Raw genomic sequence first — 21,416 nt, 5'->3', positions numbered from 1 at the left:
TACCGATCGTAGGTGCGAACAATGCGCGCCGGCGGTTTCACATCACGAATCGGATGAAGCGCGATTAAGTCGCAGCTTCGTCCGATAAAGTCACATGGGAGGAGGGGTGAGCTATGTCCGATTCTTGGCCACGACGGCGCCTGCTTGCGATCCTACGCGGCGCCAGCGAGCCTCTCGATGCCCAGGAACTGGCGCGCATCACCGGACAGCACGTCACCACCGTCCGTTTTCATCTCGATGTTCTCACCCGGGAATCGCTGGTCCGCCAATTCCAGCAGCCACCCCGGGGCCGCGGCCGCCCGCGCATCGGATACACCGCGGTACAGCGATCGGTCGGTTATCAGGATCTGGCGCAGGTGCTGGCCGATCAGCTCGGCAGTGATCCCCGCCGGCGCTCCGAATTGGCCGTGACGGCCGGACGAGCGTGGGGCGCCAAGGTCGAACAGCTCGAGCAGCCCATCGCCTCGCTCGACGACGCGCGCGACATCGCGGTGACAGTGAGCTCGGAGCTGGGTTTCGCCCCCGAGCGCGATCCCGCCTCCGAAACCGGCGACCAGCTCAACATCCGCCTGACCGCGTGCCCATTGCGCGAATTGGCCCGCACCCATTCCGAGGTGGTCTGCGGTGTGCATCAGGGCCTGATGCGCGAGGTCCTGGATCGCAACGGCGGCCGCGATGCGGTGAACGTCCGGCTGCACCCGTTCGTGGGCCCGGAACTGTGCGTGATTCACCTGGAGGCACTGGCGAGCACGCTGCCGGATCCCGCCCATATCCCGGATCAGGCGGGGGCGGCGCCGCGACTACCGACGCCGTCAGCCAATCGCGTCGGCCCGCAGCTGCGCACCGATCCACAACTGCGCAATACCGACGCCCACGTCGCCCAGGAGGCGACGCAGCAGCGGTAGGCCGATCCCGATGACGCTGGAGGGGTCGCCGTCGATGCGGTCGACGAACCAGCCGCCCATTCCGTCGAGGGTGAACGCACCGGCCACCCGCAGTGGCTCGCCGGTGGCGATATAGGCATCCAGCTCGACCGGCCCGGGTTCGGCGAAATGCACGGTGGTGGTGCTGCAGTCGTGGGCGTCGGCGACGATCGCCCCGTCCCGCAGGCGCAGCACACAGTGGCCGGTCAGCAGATCGGCGCTGCGCCCGGCCATGTCGGCCCAGCGGGCGCGGGCGACGTCGGGAGTATGGGGCTTGCCCTGTAGGACGCCGCCGACCAGCAGCATCGAGTCACAGCCGACGACCACACAGTCGTCCACCAGGCGCGGGGCCCGCGCGGAGACGATGCCGTAGGAATCCGGAGCGGCCTGGCCGCGTCCGGACGCGGCGGCGTCGGCGATCAGGGCGGCGGCCACGGTGTGCGCCTTGGCCGTGGCGAGTGCGGTGACCACGCCGGCGGGCGGCGTGTCCGGCGGCAGAGCCGCGGCCACCGCGTCCTCGTCGACCTCGGATATTCGCACCACCGGATCCAGCCCGGCCGCGCGCAACACTTGCAGCCGCGCGGGCGAGGCGGAACCGAGAACGAATCCCGTCACGTCAGCCGCGGATGTGCGACAGGTAGGGGAAGGCGTACGGGGAGAACGGCGAGGTACCGCGATGCATCATGGTGGGCCGGCCCCAGTTGTCCACCGGGCCCTGGTCCTGCGGCGCACCGGCATTCGCGCTCGCGGCGGCGAATACGGTGACCAGTGCGGCGAGGTCCTCGTCGGTGGGCGAACCCTTCAGGACGCGGATCACCGGCCCGTGATCGGCCTCGACCTCGACGGCAGCGGTGACGGATGCGAGCTTCGTGTCGTCGTCACCGAATTCGTCGACCGCCAAATCCAATTCGGCGGCGCGCAATATCTCTTCGTCAGCCACAGCCGTCACAGCGCCAACTCCTCCTGTTCTGTGCCGGCCCCGAGGGCCGGCGTTCACGGTGCGGGACGAACCCACGCCGCGAAGGGTATTCGTGCGGCCCTCATCGAATGAGGGCCTTTTCCTACCATCTTCGCCCGGATGCGGCGATCGTGCGCGGTGCGAACGCATCACTCATCCGGAAAGTGTGCCTCCGCTACCGCACATATCGTCGGATCAGAGCGGAATGTTGCCGTGCTTCTTCGGCGGAAGAGTAACCATCTTCCGTTCGAGCAAGCGCAGCGCGGAGACGATCTGGCCGCGGGTGTGCGAGGGCGGGATCACCGCGTCGACGTAGCCGCGCTCGGCCGCCACGTACGGGTTGACCAACGTGTCCTCGTACTCGTTCTGCAGCTCGAGGCGCAGTGCGTCGACATCGGCGCCCTCCGCGGCGGCCTGCTGCAGCTTCTTGCGGTAGACGAAGCCGACCGCGCCCGAGGCGCCCATGACGGCGATCTGGGCGGTGGGCCACGCCAGGTTCACATCGGCGCCCATGTGCTTGGACCCCATCACGTCGTACGCGCCACCGTAGGCCTTGCGAGTGATGACCGTGATTTTGCCCACAGTGGCCTCACCGTAGGCGTAGAGCAGCTTCGCACCGCGGCGGATGATGCCGTTGTACTCCTGGCCCGTACCCGGCAGGAAGCCCGGAACGTCGACCAGCGTGATGATCGGAATGTTGAACGCGTCACAGGTGCGCACGAACCGCGCGGCCTTCTCCGAGGCGTCGATGTCGAGGCAGCCGGCGAACTGGGTGGGCTGGTTGGCCACGAAACCCACACTGCGGCCGTCGATGCGGGCGAAGCCGACGATGACGTTCATCGCGCGCTCGGCCTGCACCTCGAAGAACTCGTCGTCGTCGACCAGACGCCGGATGACCTCGTGCATGTCGTAGGGCTGGTTCGGCGAATCCGGGATCAGGCTGTCGAGCTCGAGGTCCTCCTCGGTCAGCGAATCCTCGATCGCGCCGGCGATCGGGTCGCTGGCCGGGAAGCGCGGGGCCTCGGCGCGGTTGTTGCTGGGCAGGTAGCTCAGCAGATCCTTGACCCAGTCCAGCGCGTCCTGCTCGCCGGAGGCGACGTAGTGCGCGGTACCGGACTTCACCATGTGGGTGTGGGCGCCGCCCAACTCCTCCATGGTGACCTCTTCACCGGTGACGGTCTTGATGACGTCCGGGCCGGTGATGAACATCTGGCTGGACTGGTCGACCATCACGACGAAGTCGGTCAACGCCGGGGAGTACACGTGGCCACCGGCCGCGGCGCCCATGATCAGCGAGATCTGCGGGATCACGCCGGAGGCCTGGATGTTGCGGTGGAAGATCTCGCCGTAGAGGCCGAGCGAGACCACGCCCTCCTGGATGCGAGCGCCGGCGCCGTCGTTGATACCGATCAGCGGGCGGCCCGTCTTGAGCGCGAGGTCCATGACCTTGACGATCTTCTCGCCGTAGACCTCACCGAGGCTGCCGCCGAAGACCGTCGAGTCCTGGCTGAAGATGCAGACGTCGCGGCCGTCGATGGTGCCGTAGCCGGTCACCACGCCGTCGCCGAGCGGACGGTTGTTCTCCAGGCCGAAGTTGACGCTGCGGTGCCGGGCCAGGGCGTCCATCTCCACGAACGAACCCTCGTCCAGCAGGGCCAGGATGCGCTCGCGCGCGGTCAGCTTGCCCTTGGCGTGGACCTTCTCGACCGCGCCCTCACCCATCGGGTGCTGGGCCTCTTCCAGCCGATTGCGCAGATCAGCCAGCTTCCCTGCGGTGGTGTGGATATCGGGGGCGCCCGCCGAACCCGGCGAAGGCTGACTCTGGACACTCGTCATGCCCCGGAGTGTAACCAGTGGCGCAGTCCGGCGGAATTCCAGTGGGGGCTACCGACCAGTACCCTTATTGACTACCTGCCAGCAGAAAACCGCTGGTGAAGTGCCACAACAATGGCCCGGACACGCTCCCGCGAGCCGGGATACGTCACCGATCGGCCATGCCCGCGAGGACGCGATCCAGGGCATCCACCGCCCGCTCGAGCTCGTCGGCGGTGACCGTCAGCGGCGGCCGGAACCGGATGCCGCACTCGCCGGTTCCGAGGAACAGTACCCGTTCGCGCTGCCGCAACTCGGCGAGGACGGCATCGCGCAGCTCGGCGGAATCCAGCGTCACCGCGCACATCAGGCCGCGACCGCGCGGATCGGTCAGCCGCTCGTGCCGGTCGGCGAGCTCACGCAGCCGGTCGAGCAACAGCGCGCCCAGTTCCTTCGCGCGGGCGGCCAGGTCTTCGGCCTCGACCACCTCGAGGATGCGCCGCGCCCGCACCATATCGGCGAGGTTGCCGCCCCAGGTGGAATTGAGCCGCGAGCTCACCGCGAACACGTTGTCGGGCACCTCGTCGACACGGCCGCCGGCCATGATTCCGCAGACCTGCGTCTTCTTTCCGAACGCGACCACGTCCGGTCGCAGGCCGAACTGCTGATAGGCCCAGGTCGAGCCGGTCATCGCGACACCGGTCTGCACCTCGTCAACGAGGAACAGCGCGTCGTGCTCATGGCACAGCTCCTGCATGTCCCGGAGAAATTCCGGTCGCATATGCCGGTCGCCGCCCTCGCCCTGGATCGGCTCGGCGATGAAACACGCTATGTCGTGGGGGTTTTCGGCGAAGGCGGCCCGGGCCTGCGCCAGCGCTCGCCGCTCGGCGGCCTCGATGTCGACACCGGGACGCAGGTAGGGGGTCTCGATGCGCGGCCAGTCGAAGACCGGGAATCGTTCGGTCTTGATCGGGTCGGTGTTGGTCAGCGACAGGGTGTAGCCGGAGCGGCCGTGGAAGGCGCCGGTCAGGTGCAGCACCTTCGTGCCGAGGTCGGCCGGGCGGCCGCGCATCGCGTTGTGGCGGCTCTTCCAGTCGAAGGCGACCTTGAGCGCGTTCTCGACCGCCATCGCGCCGCCGTCGATGAAGAACAGATGCGGCAGTGCCGGATCGCCGAGGACGCGCGCGAAGGTGTCGACGAAGCGCGCCATCGCGACCGTATAGATATCGGAGTTACTGGGCTTGTTCAGCGCGGCCGTGGTGAGTTCGGCGCGAAAGCGGGCATTCGCCGCCAGCGCCGGATGGTTCATCCCCAGCGCGGAGGAGGCGAAGAAGCCGAACATATCCAGATAGACGGTGCCGTCGCGGGCGTCGACCAGGTCGCGTCCCCGCGATTTGCGCAGGTCCAGCACCAGATCGAAACCGTCGGCGAGCATATGGGCGGACAGGATGTCGTGTACGCGCGAGGCGGTGACCGACGCCGGGTTCGTGACCTCCGCGTCGGCCGTTCCGGGGCGCTCCAGTTCGAGGGTCACACCCACAGGATACGAAAATATTTACGGTTTCACTACGAGCAAACGGATAAATTACGATCAGGTCTCACCTGTCATAGAATGTCTGCAGAATGATGGTGCTTCTGGTGCGGACATTGGCGGTGGCGCGGATCTCCTGCAGCAACTGTTCGAGATGCCGGGGCGAGGCCACCCGGACGAGCAGCATGTAGCTCTCCTCCCCCGCCACCGAATGGCATTCCTCGATGCCGGGGATGTGCTGCAGCAGGGCCGGAGCATCGTCGGGCTGTGACGGATCGAGAGGAGTGATCGCGACGTATGCCGACAGCAGTTGTCCCAGCGCCTCCGGATCGACCTTCGCGGAATATCCGCGGATCACGCCGCGCGCCTCGAGCCGGCGCACCCGCGACTGCACCGCGGATACCGACAGACTGGCCTTCTCGGCGAGATTGGACAGCGTGGCCCGGCCGTCGGCCATCAATTCGCGGATCAGGAGCCGATCGATATCGTCCAGAACAGGTTTCGCAGGTGCATCCGCCATCAGCGAAGGCTAACCCAGCGGGCGGTGGCCGGGGCCGGAAACGATCTCCCACCGGTGCGAAGTCACCCACGAACCGATTTCGGAAACGGAGCCGCACATGACATCCGCACCCGTTCTGCCCACCACCGACGAACTTCGCGACCGGGCCGCGCGCCTACTGCTCGAATTCGGCGTCGACCCGGTCGACTCGGGCGACCTGTCCGCCCGCACACCGATCACCGGCGGTGAGCTGATGCGTGTCCCGGCCACCTCCGCCTTCGAGGTGACCTGCGCGATCGACAAGGCGCACAGCGCTTTTCGCACCTGGCGTACGGTCCCCGCGCCGCAACGCGCCGCCGTGGTGCGGCGCCTCGGACAACTGTTGACCGACAACCTGGACGCGCTGGCCGAACTCGTCACCCTGGAGGCGGGCAAGATCGGCGCCGAGGCCCGCGGTGAGGTCCAGGAGATGATCGACGTCTGCGAATTCGCCGTCGGTCTGTCCCGGCAGCTCTACGGCCGCACCATGGCGTCGGAGCGGCCCGGGCATCGGCTCATGGAGACGTGGCATCCGCTCGGTGTGGTCGGGGTGATCTCGGCGTTCAACTTCCCGGTCGCGGTCTGGTCGTGGAATACCGCGATCGCCCTGGTCTGCGGCGACACCGTGGTGTGGAAACCCTCGCAGACGACGCCGTTGACCGCGCTGGCCTGCGATGCACTGCTGCGTCGCGCGGCCCTCGACGTCGGCGCCGACCCGCGGATCCACCAGCTGATCCAGGGTGGCGCCGATGTCGGCACCCAGCTCGTCGACGACGAACGGGTGGCGCTGGTCAGCGCCACCGGATCGGTGCGGATGGGGCAGCAGGTGGCACCCCGGGTGGCGGCCCGCTTCGGCCGGTGCCTGCTCGAGCTGGGCGGTAACAACGCCGCGATCGTCACCCCGTCCGCGGATCTCGACCTCACCACGCGGGCCGTGGTTTTCGCCGCGGCGGGCACGGCCGGACAGCGGTGTACGACGCTGCGCCGGGTCATCGCGCACGTGGATGTGGCCGGACCGCTGCTGGCTCGGATGAGCGCGGCGTATCGCCAACTGCCCGTGGGCAATCCGTTCGACGACGCGGTGCTGGTCGGACCGCTGATCGACGGCCGCGCCCACACCGCGATGCGGGCGGCGATCGAGCGCGCGCTCGCCGACGGCGGTGAATTGATCTGCGGCGGTGAGCGGGTCGAGGTCGGTAGCGGCGACTCCTATTACGTGCGCCCGGCGATCATCCGGATGCCCGCCCAGACCGCGATCGTGCGCGAGGAGACCTTCGCGCCGATCCTCTACGTCCTCACCTATCACGATCTCGACTCCGCGATCGCCCTGCACAACGATGTGCCGCAGGGGCTTTCGTCGGCCATCTTCACCGGTGACCAGCGCGAGGCGGAACGATTCCTCGCCGCCGACGGCTCCGATTGCGGCATCGCCAATGTGAACATCGGCACCTCGGGTGCGGAGATCGGCGGCGCGTTCGGCGGCGAGAAACAGACCGGTGGCGGGCGCGAATCGGGGTCGGACTCCTGGAAGGCGTATATGCGCCGCGCCACCAATACGGTCAACTACTCCACCGAACTGCCGCTGGCACAAGGCATTCGGTTCGGCTGAACGCCTACCGCTCCGGTTCGCGGCCGATGGCGCGGACCTGGTCCTCGTAGACGGCCCGCACCGCCGCATCACCCGGATGCAGCGCGCGATCGCCGTCGAAGAGGCCGCGCACCCTGCGCACGACCGATTCGGGCGCGGCCGCCAGCGCGATGTCGACCGGGTCGAGGTATTGCGGCACCGCCACCTCGGCCCGGCGGGAGCGGCAGGTCTTGACGATCGCGGCGGCGACGTCGACCGGGTCGACCGTGGGCAGCCCGCGGCCCAGGGTCAGCCCCGAGGACAGCCGGGTGCGCACCGCGGCGGGCAGCACACAGCTCACGCTGACCCCGGATTCGGCGAATTCCAGCCGGGTCGCGGCCGACAGCCCGACGGCGGCGAATTTGCTCGCGTTGTACACCGCCAGGCCGGGCAGCGGGATCTTGCCGGCCAGTGAGGCGACGTTGACGATATGACCGCGGCCGCGGTCGATCATCGCGGGCGCGACGGCCCGCATACCGTGGATGAGGCCCCAGACGTTCACATCGATCGTGGTGTGCCCCACCGCATCCGGTTCGCTGAGGAACGGGCCCGCGGGCATCACTCCGGCGTTGTTCACCAGGATGTCGATCGGGCCCAGCTCGGCGACGACCTCGTCCCAGCGCTGCCGGTCGCGCACGTCGAGTTCGACGGCACGGGCGCCGAGGGCGTCCGCCGCGGCGGTGGCGGCCGCGGCGTCCACATCGGCGAGGACGACCTCGGATCCCTTGTGCGCGAACGATTCCGCAGTGGCCCGGCCGATGCCGCGGCCGGCGCCGGTGATCAGGACGCGGGCCGCGGCGAGGTCGATCGGCGGATAGCCGTTTCCGAACAGATTCATGCGAATTCACTCCGTTCCATGGCGCGGCGGGTGCTGCGCAGACTGTGTTCGAAGGTCTCGCCGCGGCGGCGGCCGTCCATGAAATTCGGGCCCATCACCGCGAGGTCGGCGGCGGTCACCGCCAGCCGCAGCACGCGGGTTCCGGTCGCGCGCACGGCGGCGATCTCGGAGTCCAGTTGCGCGCTCATCGGCCTGCGGAGCTGACGCTCGAGCCAGTGCCCGGGCCCGCCCGCGGGCACCGACCGCGCCGAGGCCATCGGGGTCAGCACCACCAGCTCGTCCAGGTGCAGCGGCAGCAGCAGATCCACCGAGGCGGTGGAGGCGGCACCGCCGTCGACGAACCGCCGGCCCGCGATCGGCACCGGCGGGAACCAGCCCGGAACCGCCCACGAGGCCCGCAGCGCCTGGCCGACCGTCGCGGCCGGCGCCTCCGGTGCGCCGAAGGCGACCCGCTCGCCGGAGTCGTAGTCCATCGCGACCAGCCACGCGGCCGGATGGGCGAACCAGTCCCGATCGTGGTTCAGGTCGGTGGCCAAGCGCTGCAACCAGCTCGCGTCGCCGCCGCCGACCGGCAGCAGCCGACTGCCCGCGCTGAGCAGCGCTTGCCGGGAACGATTGCCGTGCAAGGCCATTCGCGGTGCGCCGAGGCGGGGGCGGGGCAGCGGCGGGAAGCGGCCCGGTTCGTCGGCCATGTGCCGGGCCAGGATCGGATCGGCGACGGTGCCGCGCTGCATGGCCACCAGGTCGTCGACGGAAATTCCCGAGGCCAGCATCGTCACCATCTCCGCACCGGCGGAGGTGCCGATCAGCGCGTCGGCCTCGCGCGGATCCTACTGCAGCACGTCTCGCACCGCGGCCAGCGCCGCCACGATCCAGGCCGCCCCCACCGTGCCGCCGCATCCGATCGCCAGGCCACGCCGCTGTAACCCGTTACTGTTACGCATAGTCTCAAACACTAGCGGGCACCCGGTGCGGGGCGAGGCCGGGTTCGGCGGATCGCAACCGTTCGGCAATGAACGTGCGCGCTAACGCCAGGGCATGTACTGCAAACTCCAGGTGTTGCCGTCCGGATCGGCGAAATGGGCGTAGAGCACACCCCCGCCGACGTCTTCTACCTCACCCACGGAGACGCCGCGCGCGACGAGGTCCGCGCGGGCAGCCTCGATATCGGCCACCACCAGATGCAATCCACGCAGGGAACCGACGGCGCCGGCGGTGGTGGGGACGCCTTCGGACAGCAGGATCGAACAGGCCGAACCGGGCGGGGTGAGCTGCGCGATCCGCACACCGGGCGCGGGAGCCACGTCGACATCGAGATGGAATCCCATCCGATCGCGATAGAACTCGATTCCCCGATCGATATCGCGCACCGGGACGGGCACCAATTCCAGCAGCAGCGTGCCGGGCGGGACCGGCGGATTGTCCGGGTCGTTCGTGACCTGGGTGGGATCGGCCGGAATCTCGGTCACAGTGTCGGGGCGCTCGCTCATGGTCGGTCCCATCGTCGGTGTCCACCGCATTCGCGGCCAGCCTATCGGGACGAGGCATGGACCGGCACCGATCCGGCGAGGTCGTCCGGCGAGGTCGAGCCCGGGAAACACCTCCGGGCACATCGCCGTCGGGACTCGATGTCGGTGCCCGGGTGCAGACTGAACCCATGCAGCAGTTCTCCCGGCCGACCCAGGAGTGGTTCGACGGCGCGTTCCCCGCGCCCACGACCGCCCAGCTGGGGGCCTGGGAGGCGATCTCCGCGGGAGAACACACCTTGGTGATCGCGCCGACCGGGTCGGGCAAGACGCTGTCGGCCTTCCTGTGGGCGATCGACCGGCTCGCCACCCGCGAACCTACGGACGGTCCGCAGCGCACCGCGGTGCTCTACATCTCCCCGCTCAAGGCCTTGGCGGTCGACGTCGAGCGCAATCTGCGCGCACCCCTGGTGGGCATCACCCGCACGGCCGCACGGCTCGGTATGCCCGCCCCGGAGATCAGCGTCGGCGTGCGTTCGGGCGACACCACCCCGGCCGACCGGCGGACCCTGCAGCGCAGGCCGCCCGACATCCTGATCACCACGCCGGAATCGCTGTATCTGATGCTCACCTCGGCGGCGCGCGAGACGTTGTCGCAGGTCGGCACCGTCATCGTGGACGAGGTGCACGCGATCGCCGGTTCCAAGCGCGGGGCGCATCTGGCCCTGTCGCTGGCCCGGCTCGACCAGCTCACCGAGCGGCCCGCCCAGCGCATCGGGTTGTCGGCCACCGTCCGGCCGCCGCAGGAGGTGGGGCGCTTCCTGGTCGGCTCGGCGCCGATCACGATCGTGTCGCCACCGGCGCCGAAAACCTTCGACCTGTCGGTGCGGGTGCCGGTGGCGGATATGACCGAGCCGGGCGAATCCGATCAGCCGGGTTCGATCTGGCCGCATGTGGATGCCGCGATCGTGGATCTGGTGCTGGCGCATCGTTCGTCGATCGTGTTCGCGAATTCGCGGCGGCTGGCCGAACGGCTGACGGCGCGGCTGAACGAGGAATACGCCGAGCGCATCGCCGAACCGGACGAGGCGGAGGAGGTCGCGGGACGCCGCGAGCACGCGCCGCCCGCACAACTCGGGTCGCCGACCGAGGTCAATCACGGGGCGGCGCCGTTGCTGGCGCGGGCCCATCACGGTTCGGTGAGCAAGGAACAGCGCGCCATCATCGAGGACGACCTCAAGAGCGGCCGGTTGCGGTGTGTGGTGGCGACCAGCAGCCTCGAACTCGGTATCGATATGGGCGCCGTGGATCTGGTGGTGCAGGTCGAGGCGCCGCCCTCGGTCGCCGGCGGGCTGCAGCGGGTCGGGCGCGCCGGACATCAGGTGGGTGAGATCTCACGCGGGGTGATCTTCCCCAAACACCGCACCGACGTGATCCATTGCGCGGTGGCGTCCATGCGGATGACGGCGGGACAGATCGAGGAGTTGAAGATCCCCGCCCATCCCCTCGACATCCTGGCCCAGCAGACCGTGGCCGCCTGCGCGCTGGAACCGCTCGACGTCGACGAATGGTTCGAAACCGTCAGGGGGACAGGTAGTTTCGCCGCTCTGCCGCGCTCGGCGTATGAATCGGTGCTGGATCTGCTGTCGGGCCGCTATCCCTCCGACGAATTCGCCGAACTGCGTCCGCGGCTGGTATGGGATCGCGATGCGGGCACGCTGACCGGACGTCCCGGTGCGCAGCGCCTCGCGGTGACCTCCGGCGGCGCGATTCCCGACCGCGGACTGTTCCCGGTGTTCATGGTCGGCGAAAAGGCTTCGCGGGTAGGCGAACTCGACGAGGAGATGGTCTACGAATCGCGGGTGGGCGATGTGTTCGCCCTCGGCGCGACCAGCTGGCGCATCGAGGACATCACCCACGACCGGGTTCTCGTCTCCCCCGCGTTCGGCCTGCCCGGCCGGCTCCCCTTCTGGCACGGCGACTCCCTCGGGCGTCCGGCCGAATTGGGCGCGGCCCTAGGCGAATTCGTCCGCACGGCCGGTCAGGCGGTCGAGCGCGCACCGGCCGGGCGGATCGCGGAACTCGTACGGGATGCGGGCGGCTCCGCTGCGGCGTTCGACGGTGAGGCCCTCGACTCGGGCGGGCCTACGACGCGCGGCAACGGCGCCACCCGACGCACGCCCTCCCGCTCCCGCGCGGGAGCCGCGGCCGGTAACAGGGGCGGCGAACTGGTCGAACTGGAACAACTCGTCCATGCCGCCGGCCTGGATGATTTCGCGACCGCGAATCTGGTCTCCCTGCTGGCCGAGCAGCGGCAGGCCACCGGTCATCTGCCGACCGACCGCACCCTGCTGGTCGAACGCTTTCGCGACGAACTCGGCGATTGGCGGCTGATCCTGCACTCGCCCTACGGATTACCGGTGCATGCGCCGTGGGCGCTCGCCGTGGGCGCGCGGTTGCGGGAGCGGTTCGGGGTCGATGCCGCGCCGACCGCCTCCGACGACGGCATCGTGGTCCGGCTGCCCGATACCACCGACGATCCGCCGGGCGCGGAACTGTTCGTCTTCGAGCCGGACGAGATCGACGACGTGGTGACCGAGCAGGTGGGTGGGTCGGCGCTGTTCGCCTCCCGCTTCCGTGAATGCGCGGCGCGGGCACTGCTGTTACCGCGCCGGGACCCCGGCCGCCGCGCGCCGCTGTGGCAGCAGCGCCAGCGCGCGGCCCAGTTACTCGATGTGGCAAGGAAATTCCCGGATTTCCCGATCCTGCTGGAAACGGTGCGCGAATGCCTGCGTGACGTCTACGATCTGCCCGCCCTGCGGGATCTGCTGACGGATGTGGCGCGGCGCAAACTGCGACTGGTCGAGGTCGAGACGGCCTCCCCCTCACCGTTCGCCAATGCGTTGCTGTTCGATTACATCGGGCAGTTCATGTACGAGGGCGACAGTCCGCTCGCCGAGCGCCGCGCGGCCGCGCTGTCGCTGGATTCGAGCCTGCTCGCCGAACTGCTGGGCCGGGTGGAACTGCGCGAACTCCTCGACGCCGCGGTCCTGGAACTGACCGAACGCGAACTGCAACGGCTCACCCCCGAACGCCATGCCCACGACGCGGAAGGGCTCGCCGACCTGTTGCGACTGCTCGGCCCGCTCACCCCCGCCGAGGCGGCCGCGCGCTGCACCGCGGACCCGGGACCGTGGTTCGCCGAATTGCTGCGGGCCAGGCGGGTTCTCGAGGTGTCGTTCGCGGGATCGCGGTGGTGGACGGCGATCGAAGACGCCGCCCGGTTGCGCGACGCCCTCGGCGTCCCCCTGCCGATCGGCACGCCGGCGGCCTTCATCGAACCGGTCGCCGATCCGCTGGGCGATCTGGTCGCCCGCTACGCACGCACCCACGCCCCGTTCACCCTCGACGCCGTCGCCCGGCGCTTCGGGATCGGCCCGGCCGTCGCTGCCACCGCACTGCATCGGCTCGGAGCCGAGAAGCGAGTGGTGGAGGGCGAGTTCACGCCGGGTTCGGCCGGTGCGGAATGGTGCGACGCGCAGGTGTTGCGCCGGCTGCGGCGCCGTTCGCTGGCGGCCGCACGCAAGGAGGTCGAGCCGGTATCCACGGGCGCGTTCGGCCGGTTCCTGCCGGCGTGGCAGCATATCGGCACCTCGACGCTGCGCGGCGTGGACGGGGTGGCCGCGGTGGTGGAACAGCTTGCGGGCGTGCCGATTCCGGCTTCCGCGTGGGAGTCGCTCATCCTGCCGTCGCGAGTCCGTGACTACACACCGGCGATGCTCGACGAACTCACCGCCTCCGGTGAGGTGCTGTGGTCCGGTCACGGCGCCATCACCGCCAAGGACGGCTGGATCGCCCTGCATCCGGCGGATCAGGCACCGGTCACGCTGGGGCCGCCGCAGGAGATCGACTTCACCGATGTGCAGCTGCGGCTGCTGACGGCATTGGGTGCGGAGATGACCGCGGCGGCCACCGACGCGATTCCGCTCGACGCTGACGGCACGGTCGCCACCGAAGCGGGCGCCTCCGACGGCAACCGGCTCGTCGTGGTGGCGGGCGGCGCCTACTTCTTCCGGCAATTGTCCGACGCGACCGGCGTACTCGACGACGCGGCCGTGGCGGCGGCACTGTGGGAGCTGGTGTGGGCCGGATATCTGTCCGGCGACACCTTCGCTCCGGTCCGGGCGCGGCTGTCCGGCACCACCCGCAGCACCACCGCCCATCGCACCCCGCGGCGCACTCCCCGCGGGCGCATGTACCTGCCGCGACCGGCGATGCCGACCCGGACCGGCCCTCCCGCCGTCGCCGGGCGATGGTCGTTGCTGCCACAGCGCCTGCCGGACAACACGATTCGCGCCCATGCCACCGCGGATCTGCTCTTGGAGCGCTACGGCGTGCTGTCCCGGGGTTCGGTGCAGAACGAGGAGATACCGGGCGGGTTCGCGCTGATGTACCGGGTGCTCACCGAATTCGAGGATCGCGGGCGCTGCCGGCGCGGCTACTTCGTCGACACCCTCGGCGGCGCGCAGTTCTCCACCACCGACGTGGTGGATCGGCTGCGCTCCTACGATTCCGACCGGCCGGGCGCCGGCACGGGCCGGGTCGGCACGGTCGCACTCGCCGCCTGCGATCCGGCCAATCCGTACGGCGCCGCCCTGCCGTGGCCGAAGAACGCGGGTGAGGGAGCCGGACATCGCCCGGGCCGCAAGGCGGGGGCTCTGGTGGTCCTTGCCGCGGGCGAACTGGCCCTGTACCTGGAACGCGGCGGCAAGACGCTGCTCACCTTCACCGAGGATCCCGAAATCCGGACCGAGGCCGCAGCCGCGCTGGCGGCGCTGGTCCACGACCGCCGGATCGACTCGCTGGTCGTCGAACGCGTCGACGGGGAATCGGTGCACGGCAACACCTTCGCCACCTTCCTCACCGATGCCGGTTTCCACACCACGCCCCGGGGCTTCCGGCTACGGAGCACAGCATGAGCCCGGCACGCCTCCTCCGCCGCCACCGGTGGTGAACGCCGATGCCGGAGGGAGATACCGTCTATCTCGTGGCGGCGCGGCTGCGGACCGCGCTGGCCGGAAAGACACTGACGCGCAGCGATTTTCGCGTCCCGCGCTACGCCACGCTCGATCTGCGCGGCAGCCGGGTCGACAGCGTCGGCAGTTACGGCAAACACCTGTTCGTGCGCACGGAGACGCTCAGCATCCACACCCATCTGAAGATGGAGGGCACCTGGCGGATCTACCGCCCCGGCCAGCGGTGGACCAAGCCCGGATTCACCGCGCGACTGGTTCTCGCCACCGCCGACACCGAAGCCGTCGGGTTCTCCCTCGGCCTGGTCGAGGTGCTACGCCTCGCCGACGAGCACACCGCCGTCGACCATCTCGGCCCGGATCTGCTGGGCCCGAATTGGGATGCGGCCGAGGCGGTCCAGCGGCTGCGCGCGGATCCGGAGCGGCCGATCGGGCTCGCGCTGCTCGATCAGACGACCATGGCGGGAGTCGGCAACATCTTCCGCAGCGAGATCTGTTTCGCCGAGCGGGTCCACCCCGCCACCCCGGTCGCCGCCGTACCCGATCTCCCCGGACTCGTCGACGCCGCGCACCGCATCCTCGGCCGAGCCGCACACCATCCACCGCGGCCCGCGGTGGTCTACGGCCGGCAACGCCAACCGTGCCCCCGCTGCGGATCGATGATCCTCGTCCGCATGCTCGGCCCGGATGCCACCTCTGCCCCTGCCACCGAACGCGGTATCTACTTCTGTCCCCGCTGTCAGCCCGCACCCGAGACGCCGGAGCCGAGAGCCGCGGGCCGGACTCGCCGCTGACCGGGCACGAGCCGCGATGTTTGCCGATCGATAGCTATATTTTCTTCGGCCGCTAACACTTCGGAGCGTGAATGCGACATAAGGGCGACACAGATCGTCCCCGGTCGGGAAGCAGGGCAGATGACATATGCGAGCACCGCGATGCGTCGTAGCACACGGCTTGTCACCCAGCTGCTGATCACGGCCATCGCCATCGCGGCCACCGTCCTGTTCACCTATGCGCTGCAGCATTCGGTGAGTACGGGCCCCGTCCATTCCGGTCACACCTCGGCGCCCACGTCGACCGCCCCGTAGCCGCCCCGCCTACGCCTGGGGCAGCGGCACCGGCTCCAGAATCTCCGGGCGCGGCTCCGGCGCGGCGGCGCGCAGGGCGTCGGCCGAGATGTCGTCGGGTTGGGTCTGGGACCTGATCTCGGCGTCGACCCGGGCGTTGTACGTACTCACCTCGCGCCGGATCTGCTCCTCGTCCCAGCCCAGCACCGGCGCCACCAGGCGCGCCACCTCGTCGGCGCATTCGATACCCCGATGCGAGAACTCGATGGAGATCCGGGTGCGCCGGGCCAGGATGTCGTCCAGATGCAGCGCCCCCTCGGCGACCGCCGCGTAGACGGCCTCCACCCGCAGATATCCCGGCGCGTCCGTAATCGGCTGCAGCAGTTCGGGTTTGCCCTCGGCCAGATCCAGGACGTCGGTGATCAGGGAGCCGTACCGGTTGAGCAGATGTTCGATCCGGTAGGGATGCACGCCGTAGGTCTGCGCCAGCTGCGGCGTCTGGTTGAGCAGGGCGAAGTAGCCGTCCGCGCCGAGCAGCGGCACCTTGTCGGTGATCGAGGACGACACCCGCTGCGGAATGTCGTGGACGGCCAGATCCACCGCGTCGTAGGCCATCACCCGGTAGGTGGTGTATTTACCGCCCGCGATGGCGACCAGGCCCGGAGCGATCTGCGCCACCGCGTGCTCGCGCGACAGTTTGGAGGTCTCGTCGCTCTCCCCGGCCAGCAGCGGCCGCAGCCCGGCGTACACGCCCTGGATGTCGTCGTGGGTGAGCGGGGTGACCAGTACCTCGTTGATCCGCTCGAGCAGATAGTCGATATCGGCCTTGGTGGCGGCGGGATGGGCCAGATCCAGATTCCAATCGGTGTCGGTCGTGCCGATGATCCAATGGTTACTCCCCCACGGAATCACGAACAGCACCGAGGTCTGGGTGCGCAGAATCAGCGCGGCATCACTGGCGATCCGGTCGCGCGGCACCACGATATGCACGCCCTTGGACGCGCGCACATGGAATCGGCCGCGAACATGCGAGAGCGCCTGCAGTTCGTCGGTCCACACGCCCGTCGCGTTGATCACCACATGCCCGCGGACCTCGGTCGTGCGCCCGTCCTCGCTGTCGCGCACCTTCACTCCGACCACCCGGTCGGCCTCCCGCAGGAAGTCCACGACCTGGGTCGAGGTGCGGATCACCGCACCGTAGTGGGCGGCGGTGCGGGCCACCGTCATGGTGTGGCGCGCGTCGTCGACCACGGTGTCGTAGTAGGTGACACCGCCGATCAACGCGTCCCGGCGCACGCCCGGTGCCAGGCGCAGCGCTCCCGAACGGGTCACATGATGTTGGCCCGGAACGGATTTCGCTCCGCCCATGGTGTCGTAGAGCACAAGGCCCGAGGCGACGTAGGGCCGCTCCCAGCCGCGATGGGTCAGCGGGTAGAGGAACCGCAGCGGTTTCACCAGATGCGGGGCCAACGTCTTCAGGCTCAGTTCACGCTCCCGCAGCGCCTCGCGGACCAGCCCGAATTCCAGCTGCTCGAGGTAGCGCAGGCCGCCGTGGAACATCTTCGACGAACGGCTCGAGGTGCCCGAGGCCAGATCGCGCGCCTCCACCAGGGCCACCTCCAGGCCCCGGGTGGCGGCGTCGAGGGCGATGCCCGCGCCGACGACCCCGCCACCGATCACGATGACGTCGAAATGCTTGGCGCCCAAGCTTTCCCAGGTGGCAGCGCGCTGCTCGGGCCCCAGTTCGCCGGTGTGCTGACCGTGTGATTTCTCGTTCATCGCTCGACTTCCTCCGCACTGTTGGGTGGGATCGTCCTGCGTTACCCGTCGGTAATCGCTTTCACCCTAGTCCACCGCCGGGCGTGCGGCGATGTGATGCGCGGCGCGTGCGAGGTTTAGTAGCCTGCACGGATGCGACGCTTCGTGGCCGCCATCGACCAGGGGACAACCTCGAGCCGGTGCATCGTGTTCGACCGCTCCGGCCGCATCGCCGGCCTCGGGCAGCGCGAGCACGAACAGCTGTTCCCGCGGCCGGGGTGGGTCGAGCACGATGCCGAAACCATCTGGCGCAATACCGAATTCGTGATCGGTGCGGCGCTCGAGGATGCCGGGATCGGCGCCGGCGACATCGCCGCGGTCGGGGTCACCAATCAGCGCGAAACCACCGTGGTCTGGGACCGTGCCACCGGCAAGCCGGTCGCCAACGCCATCGTCTGGCAGGACACCCGCACCGCGGCGCTGTGCGACGAACTGGCCGGCGACGTCGGCCCCGCGCGCTACGCCGACCGGACCGGGCTGCCGCTGAGCACGTATTTCGCCGGTCCCAAGCTGCGCTGGATCCTCGACAACGTCGACGGTGTGCGCGCCCGCGCCGAGGCGGGTGACCTGTGCTTCGGCACCATGGACAGCTGGATCCTGTGGAAGCTGACCGGCCGCCACCTCACCGACGTCACCAATGCCTCCCGCACGATGCTGATGAATCTCGAAACCCTGCAATGGGATTCGCAGATCTGCGCGGAATTCGGCATCCCCGTGTCGATGCTGCCGCAGATCCACAGCTCCTCGGAGGTGTACGCCGAGATCTCCGACGGCCCGCTCGCGGGGGTTCCCGTGGCCGGCATCCTGGGCGATCAGCAGGCCGCGACGTTCGGGCAGGCCTGCCTGTCACCGGGCGAGGCGAAGAACACCTACGGAACCGGCAACTTCATGCTGCTCAACACCGGCACCACGCCGGTGTTCAGCAAGCACGGTCTGCTCACCACGGTGTGTTACCGGCTCGGCGACCAGCCCGCGGTGTACGCGCTGGAGGGTTCCATCGCGGTGACCGGATCCCTGGTGCAGTGGCTGCGCGACAACCTCGGCATCGTCGACTCCGCAGCGGAGATCGAACCGCTGGCCCGCAGCGTCGACGACAACGGCGGCACCTATATCGTCCCCGCCTTCTCCGGTCTGTTCGCACCGCGGTGGCGGCCGGACGCGCGCGGCGTGATCACCGGACTCACCCGCTTCGTCACCAAGGCGCATCTGGCCCGAGCGGTGTTGGAGGCCACCGCATTTCAGACCCGCGAGGTGATCGACGCGATGCGCGCCGACGCCGAGGCGGAGAATCTCGGCGTCGAATTGACCACCCTCAAGGTCGACGGCGGCATGGTCGCCAACGAACTGCTCATGCAATTCCAGGCCGACATCCTGGATGTGCCGGTGGTGCGGCCGGTGATCACCGAGACGACCGCGCTCGGTGCCGCCTACGCGGCCGGGCTGGCGGTCGGATACTGGTCCGGCACCGACGACATCCGCGCCAACTGGTCCGAGGACAAGGTATGGCAGCCGACGATGTCCGAGGCCGACCGCGATCACCTCTACGGCGAATGGAACAAGGCCGTCGAACGCACCTACGGGTGGGCGCAGTAGATTCGCCGCGCTACCCCGCCGCGTCGACCGCGCGGCCGAGCCGATCGACCGCGTCGGTGAGCACGGCCGCATCCGACGTGGTGAAACACATGCGCATCGAGCCGCGGTAGGGCTGCGAGACCGCGAACGCGGAGCCCGGGACGTAGGCCACACCGTGGTCGATCGCGCGCGGCAGCAGTTCGACGGTATCGGTGCCGTCGGTGAAATCGAGCCACACGAACATGCCGCCGACGGCGTCGGTACTCACCACCCGGTCACCGAAGCGGGCGCGGACCGCTCTCACCAGGGCGGTGGCGCGCTCGCCGTAGATGCCGCGCACCTTGTCCAGGTGGGCGCCCAGCCACGGTTCGTCGGCCAGCAGGTCCGCGGCGATCTGCTGGGTGAGCGCCGAACCGCACAGATCGGCGCCCTGCTTCAGCAGTTCCACGCCGCGGCACACCTCGTTCGGGGCGATCATCCAGCCCACCCGCAGCGTCGGCGCCAGGATCTTCGACGCGCTCGACAGCCGAATCACGTTGGGCGAGTAGGAGGCAACGGCTTGCGGCGCGGGGCGGTCGAACCACAGCTCGCCGTACGGATCGTCCTCGACCACCCAGAAGCCGTACCGCTCGGCCAGCGCCGCCAGTTCGCGCCGGCGCTGCGGGCTCAGCGTCACCCCGCGCGGATTGTGGAAATTACTCACCGTATGCACCAACGCCGGACGCTCGCCACGCTCGAGCAACTCGGTCAGCGCGTCGACACGCATACCGTCGGCATCCAGCGGAATCGCCACGATCCGCGCTCCCGCCGCGCGGAACACCTGCAACGCGCCGACATAGGCCGGATCCTCGACCACCACCAGAGCGCCCGGATCGAGCAGCACCTCACCCAGCAGCGACAACGCCTGCTGCGAGCCGTGCGTGACGAAGATCTCCTCCAGCGGCACGGGCCGCCCCAGCCGCACCGACTCCCGGGAGGCGAGCACCTCGCGCAGCGGCCCCCAGCCCGCGGACTCGGTGTACTGCAACCGGGACGGGTCGGCCAGCGCCGACTCCGCGGCGCGGGCGATGGCCTCGCGCGGCATCAACTGTTCGTCGGGCAGACCGCCGGCCAGGCTGACGATATCCGGCCGGGCGGTCAGCTTGAGCAGATCGCGGATCGCCGAACTCTGCAGACCGTCCAGCCGACGGGACAGGGGTGGAGTATGCGGCGACATGGAGACCTCCGATAGCTGCGGAATCATGGCAACTATCGCATATCAGTACCCAGAATATGAAATTGTTTTCCCAGATATTGAGATATCGGGACGGCGGGGCGAGCCCTCGCGATCAGCGCTGATCGATCGAGAAGACGAGGTTCTTCCCCTCGCGATTCACGGTCTTGACCAGCTGTTTGTACAACGTGGTCGTACCGTCCGGCCGATGTTCGGTGAGGTCGACGTTGAACTGCTCCGGCGTGACCGTTTCCACACGCAAGCAATACGTGGTGCCCTGCGGGATCAGGCTGTCGATCGCCTGCTGCATGGTCGAGGCGGTCGACACGTTCGACGCGTCCGGCGCGACGAACTCGTGCGCCTTGGCACCACTGCGGTCGGCGTAGAACGCGTGCTGGAACCCCAGAATCGCCGCGGCTCCGCTGTTCGTGTCGCCGGGGCCGTTGCCGATCACGACATTGCCGTCGGTACGTGCCGGACAGCTCAGCGCGGCCACCGACGGCGGTGACGATTTGCCTCCGGCGACGGTTCCGTCGCCATCGCTGCTGCGCGTCGCGAACACGATGATCAGCACCAGCGCGATCACGATCACGACGGCACCCGCCGCACCGGCCAGGATCACCGGAATGTTGCGGTCGGGCCGGGCCTCCGGCTGCGGCTGCCCGAGTGGTCGCGGCGGCGCGAGCTTCTTGGCCAACTCGTCGTCGTCCCACAACGAACCCGAACCCGATTTCTGCTCGGCGCCGCCGCGCGGGACGGTGAGCTTCTTGGCGAGTTCATCGTCGTCCCAGAGCGATTTCGCGGTTTCCCGCGGCGGAGTGGGTGGGAAGCCGGAATCGTCTGCGCGCCACCAGGTTCCACGATCGGCCTCGGCACCGCCGGCGTCCGGGTATCGCACCGTCTCCGGGGCGCGCGGTGCATCCGGGGCGCGCGGCGGCTCGGGCATGCGGCGGGTTTCGAGCGCGGGCGAGCTATCGGGCGCGGGCGCCCGCGTGGTGTCGGCCGCGCGCGGCACCTCCG

General features: G+C 69.2%; 16 protein-coding genes and 1 pseudogene. 6 read left to right on the top strand and 11 right to left on the bottom strand.

Features of this window, described 5'->3' with window-relative positions; translation table 11 throughout:
- The first annotated feature begins 113 nt into the window (after positions 1-113).
- Complete coding sequence (locus ON23_RS05360) at positions 114-905, top strand: helix-turn-helix transcriptional regulator (RefSeq protein ID WP_039776744.1); 792 nt, start codon at positions 114-116, stop codon at positions 903-905.
- Here ON23_RS05360 and ON23_RS05355 read toward each other — a convergent pair.
- The 5 genes from ON23_RS05355 to ON23_RS05335 form a co-directional block, all read right to left on the bottom strand.
- Positions 813-1,538 carry a nucleoside triphosphate pyrophosphatase gene (locus ON23_RS05355; protein WP_039776743.1) on the bottom strand — a complete coding sequence of 242 codons (726 nt, stop codon included), beginning with the start codon at positions 1,536-1,538 and terminating at the stop codon, positions 813-815. The two genes, ON23_RS05360 and ON23_RS05355, sit on opposite strands and share 93 nt — an antisense overlap.
- Before the next feature lies 1 nt (position 1,539).
- The gene (locus ON23_RS05350; RefSeq protein WP_039776742.1) at positions 1,540-1,872 is read right to left on the bottom strand and encodes an acyl-CoA carboxylase subunit epsilon; all 333 of its coding nucleotides are present in this window, start codon (positions 1,870-1,872) and stop codon (positions 1,540-1,542) included.
- 204 nt (positions 1,873-2,076) lie between these two features.
- The gene (locus ON23_RS05345) at positions 2,077-3,717 is read right to left on the bottom strand and encodes an acyl-CoA carboxylase subunit beta (protein WP_039776741.1); all 1,641 of its coding nucleotides are present in this window, start codon (positions 3,715-3,717) and stop codon (positions 2,077-2,079) included.
- A 145-nt stretch (positions 3,718-3,862) separates the two neighbouring features.
- Entirely contained in the window at positions 3,863-5,227 is a 1,365-nt protein-coding gene (lat, locus tag ON23_RS05340) for an L-lysine 6-transaminase (RefSeq protein WP_051042052.1), read from the bottom strand.
- Between the two features lie 64 nt (positions 5,228-5,291).
- The gene (locus ON23_RS05335) at positions 5,292-5,744 is read right to left on the bottom strand and encodes an Lrp/AsnC family transcriptional regulator (RefSeq protein WP_036498415.1); all 453 of its coding nucleotides are present in this window, start codon (positions 5,742-5,744) and stop codon (positions 5,292-5,294) included.
- 97 nt (positions 5,745-5,841) lie between these two features.
- On the opposite strand from ON23_RS05335, the gene amaB reads away from it, so the two are divergent.
- Positions 5,842-7,371: an L-piperidine-6-carboxylate dehydrogenase gene (gene amaB / locus ON23_RS05330; protein WP_039776740.1), complete on the top strand. Its 1,530-nt coding sequence runs from the start codon at positions 5,842-5,844 to the stop codon at positions 7,369-7,371.
- A gap of 4 nt (positions 7,372-7,375) precedes the next feature.
- Here the strand turns inward: amaB and ON23_RS05325 are convergent, their stop codons facing one another.
- The 3 genes and pseudogenes from ON23_RS05325 to ON23_RS05315 all read right to left on the bottom strand — a co-directional run bounded on the left by ON23_RS05325 (position 7,376) and on the right by ON23_RS05315 (position 9,717).
- On the bottom strand, positions 7,376-8,227 hold the full coding sequence (locus tag ON23_RS05325; RefSeq protein WP_039776739.1) for an SDR family oxidoreductase: 852 nt from the start codon (positions 8,225-8,227) through the stop codon (positions 7,376-7,378).
- A pseudogene (locus ON23_RS05320) lies at positions 8,224-9,171 on the bottom strand (patatin-like phospholipase family protein). Before ON23_RS05320 ends, ON23_RS05325 begins: the two are co-directional and overlap by 4 nt.
- Before the next feature lie 81 nt (positions 9,172-9,252).
- Entirely contained in the window at positions 9,253-9,717 is a 465-nt protein-coding gene (locus ON23_RS05315; protein ID WP_083903715.1) for a VOC family protein, read from the bottom strand.
- A gap of 167 nt (positions 9,718-9,884) precedes the next feature.
- Between ON23_RS05315 and ON23_RS05310 the strand changes: the two genes are divergently transcribed.
- From ON23_RS05310 to ON23_RS37730, 3 genes are all read left to right on the top strand, one after another.
- On the top strand, positions 9,885-14,672 hold the full coding sequence (locus ON23_RS05310; protein WP_039776738.1) for an ATP-dependent helicase: 4,788 nt from the start codon (positions 9,885-9,887) through the stop codon (positions 14,670-14,672).
- 41 nt (positions 14,673-14,713) lie between these two features.
- Positions 14,714-15,520: a DNA-formamidopyrimidine glycosylase family protein gene (locus ON23_RS05305; protein WP_039776737.1), complete on the top strand. Its 807-nt coding sequence runs from the start codon at positions 14,714-14,716 to the stop codon at positions 15,518-15,520.
- A 120-nt stretch (positions 15,521-15,640) separates the two neighbouring features.
- Positions 15,641-15,814 (top strand): hypothetical protein, encoded by a 174-nt coding sequence (locus ON23_RS37730; RefSeq protein WP_157121695.1) that lies wholly within the window; start codon positions 15,641-15,643, stop codon positions 15,812-15,814.
- Positions 15,815-15,823: 9 nt separating this feature from the next.
- On the opposite strand, the gene glpD is transcribed toward ON23_RS37730, so the two are convergent.
- Positions 15,824-17,572, bottom strand: coding sequence for a glycerol-3-phosphate dehydrogenase (gene glpD / locus ON23_RS05300; protein ID WP_039776736.1), 1,749 nt, complete (start codon positions 17,570-17,572; stop codon positions 15,824-15,826).
- A gap of 132 nt (positions 17,573-17,704) precedes the next feature.
- Between glpD and glpK the strand changes: the two genes are divergently transcribed.
- Complete coding sequence (glpK, locus tag ON23_RS05295) at positions 17,705-19,204, top strand: glycerol kinase GlpK (RefSeq protein WP_039776735.1); 1,500 nt, start codon at positions 17,705-17,707, stop codon at positions 19,202-19,204.
- A gap of 10 nt (positions 19,205-19,214) precedes the next feature.
- Here glpK and ON23_RS05290 read toward each other — a convergent pair whose 3' ends face one another.
- The gene (locus ON23_RS05290) at positions 19,215-20,399 is read right to left on the bottom strand and encodes an aminotransferase-like domain-containing protein (RefSeq protein ID WP_039776734.1); all 1,185 of its coding nucleotides are present in this window, start codon (positions 20,397-20,399) and stop codon (positions 19,215-19,217) included.
- 112 nt (positions 20,400-20,511) lie between these two features.
- Positions 20,512-21,416: DUF8176 domain-containing protein (locus ON23_RS35785; RefSeq protein WP_051042040.1), on the bottom strand; the 905-nt coding region annotated here is incomplete at its 5' end.

This window comes from Nocardia cerradoensis NBRC 101014, from assembly GCF_000308535.1.
In the GTDB taxonomy this organism is placed as follows: domain Bacteria; phylum Actinomycetota; class Actinomycetes; order Mycobacteriales; family Mycobacteriaceae; genus Nocardia; species Nocardia cerradoensis.
This window is presented reverse-complemented; position numbering and strand designations above follow the sequence as displayed.

What these genes read in the sequence shown, in the direction of transcription:
- ON23_RS05360 (WP_039776744.1), top strand. Translation starts at nt 114, where the DNA reads ATGTCCGATTCTTGGCCACGACGGCGCCTGCTTGCGATCCTACGCGGC.
- ON23_RS05345 (WP_039776741.1), bottom strand. Translation starts at nt 3,717, where the DNA reads ATGACGAGTGTCCAGAGTCAGCCTTCGCCGGGTTCGGCGGGCGCCCCC.
- ON23_RS05335 (WP_036498415.1), bottom strand. Translation starts at nt 5,744, where the DNA reads ATGGCGGATGCACCTGCGAAACCTGTTCTGGACGATATCGATCGGCTC.
- amaB (WP_039776740.1), top strand. Translation starts at nt 5,842, where the DNA reads ATGACATCCGCACCCGTTCTGCCCACCACCGACGAACTTCGCGACCGG.
- ON23_RS05325 (WP_039776739.1), bottom strand. Translation starts at nt 8,227, where the DNA reads ATGAATCTGTTCGGAAACGGCTATCCGCCGATCGACCTCGCCGCGGCC.
- ON23_RS05315 (WP_083903715.1), bottom strand. Translation starts at nt 9,717, where the DNA reads ATGAGCGAGCGCCCCGACACTGTGACCGAGATTCCGGCCGATCCCACC.
- ON23_RS05310 (WP_039776738.1), top strand. Translation starts at nt 9,885, where the DNA reads ATGCAGCAGTTCTCCCGGCCGACCCAGGAGTGGTTCGACGGCGCGTTC.
- ON23_RS05305 (WP_039776737.1), top strand. Translation starts at nt 14,714, where the DNA reads ATGCCGGAGGGAGATACCGTCTATCTCGTGGCGGCGCGGCTGCGGACC.
- ON23_RS37730 (WP_157121695.1), top strand. Translation starts at nt 15,641, where the DNA reads ATGACATATGCGAGCACCGCGATGCGTCGTAGCACACGGCTTGTCACC.
- glpD (WP_039776736.1), bottom strand. Translation starts at nt 17,572, where the DNA reads ATGAACGAGAAATCACACGGTCAGCACACCGGCGAACTGGGGCCCGAG.
- glpK (WP_039776735.1), top strand. Translation starts at nt 17,705, where the DNA reads ATGCGACGCTTCGTGGCCGCCATCGACCAGGGGACAACCTCGAGCCGG.
- ON23_RS05290 (WP_039776734.1), bottom strand. Translation starts at nt 20,399, where the DNA reads ATGTCGCCGCATACTCCACCCCTGTCCCGTCGGCTGGACGGTCTGCAG.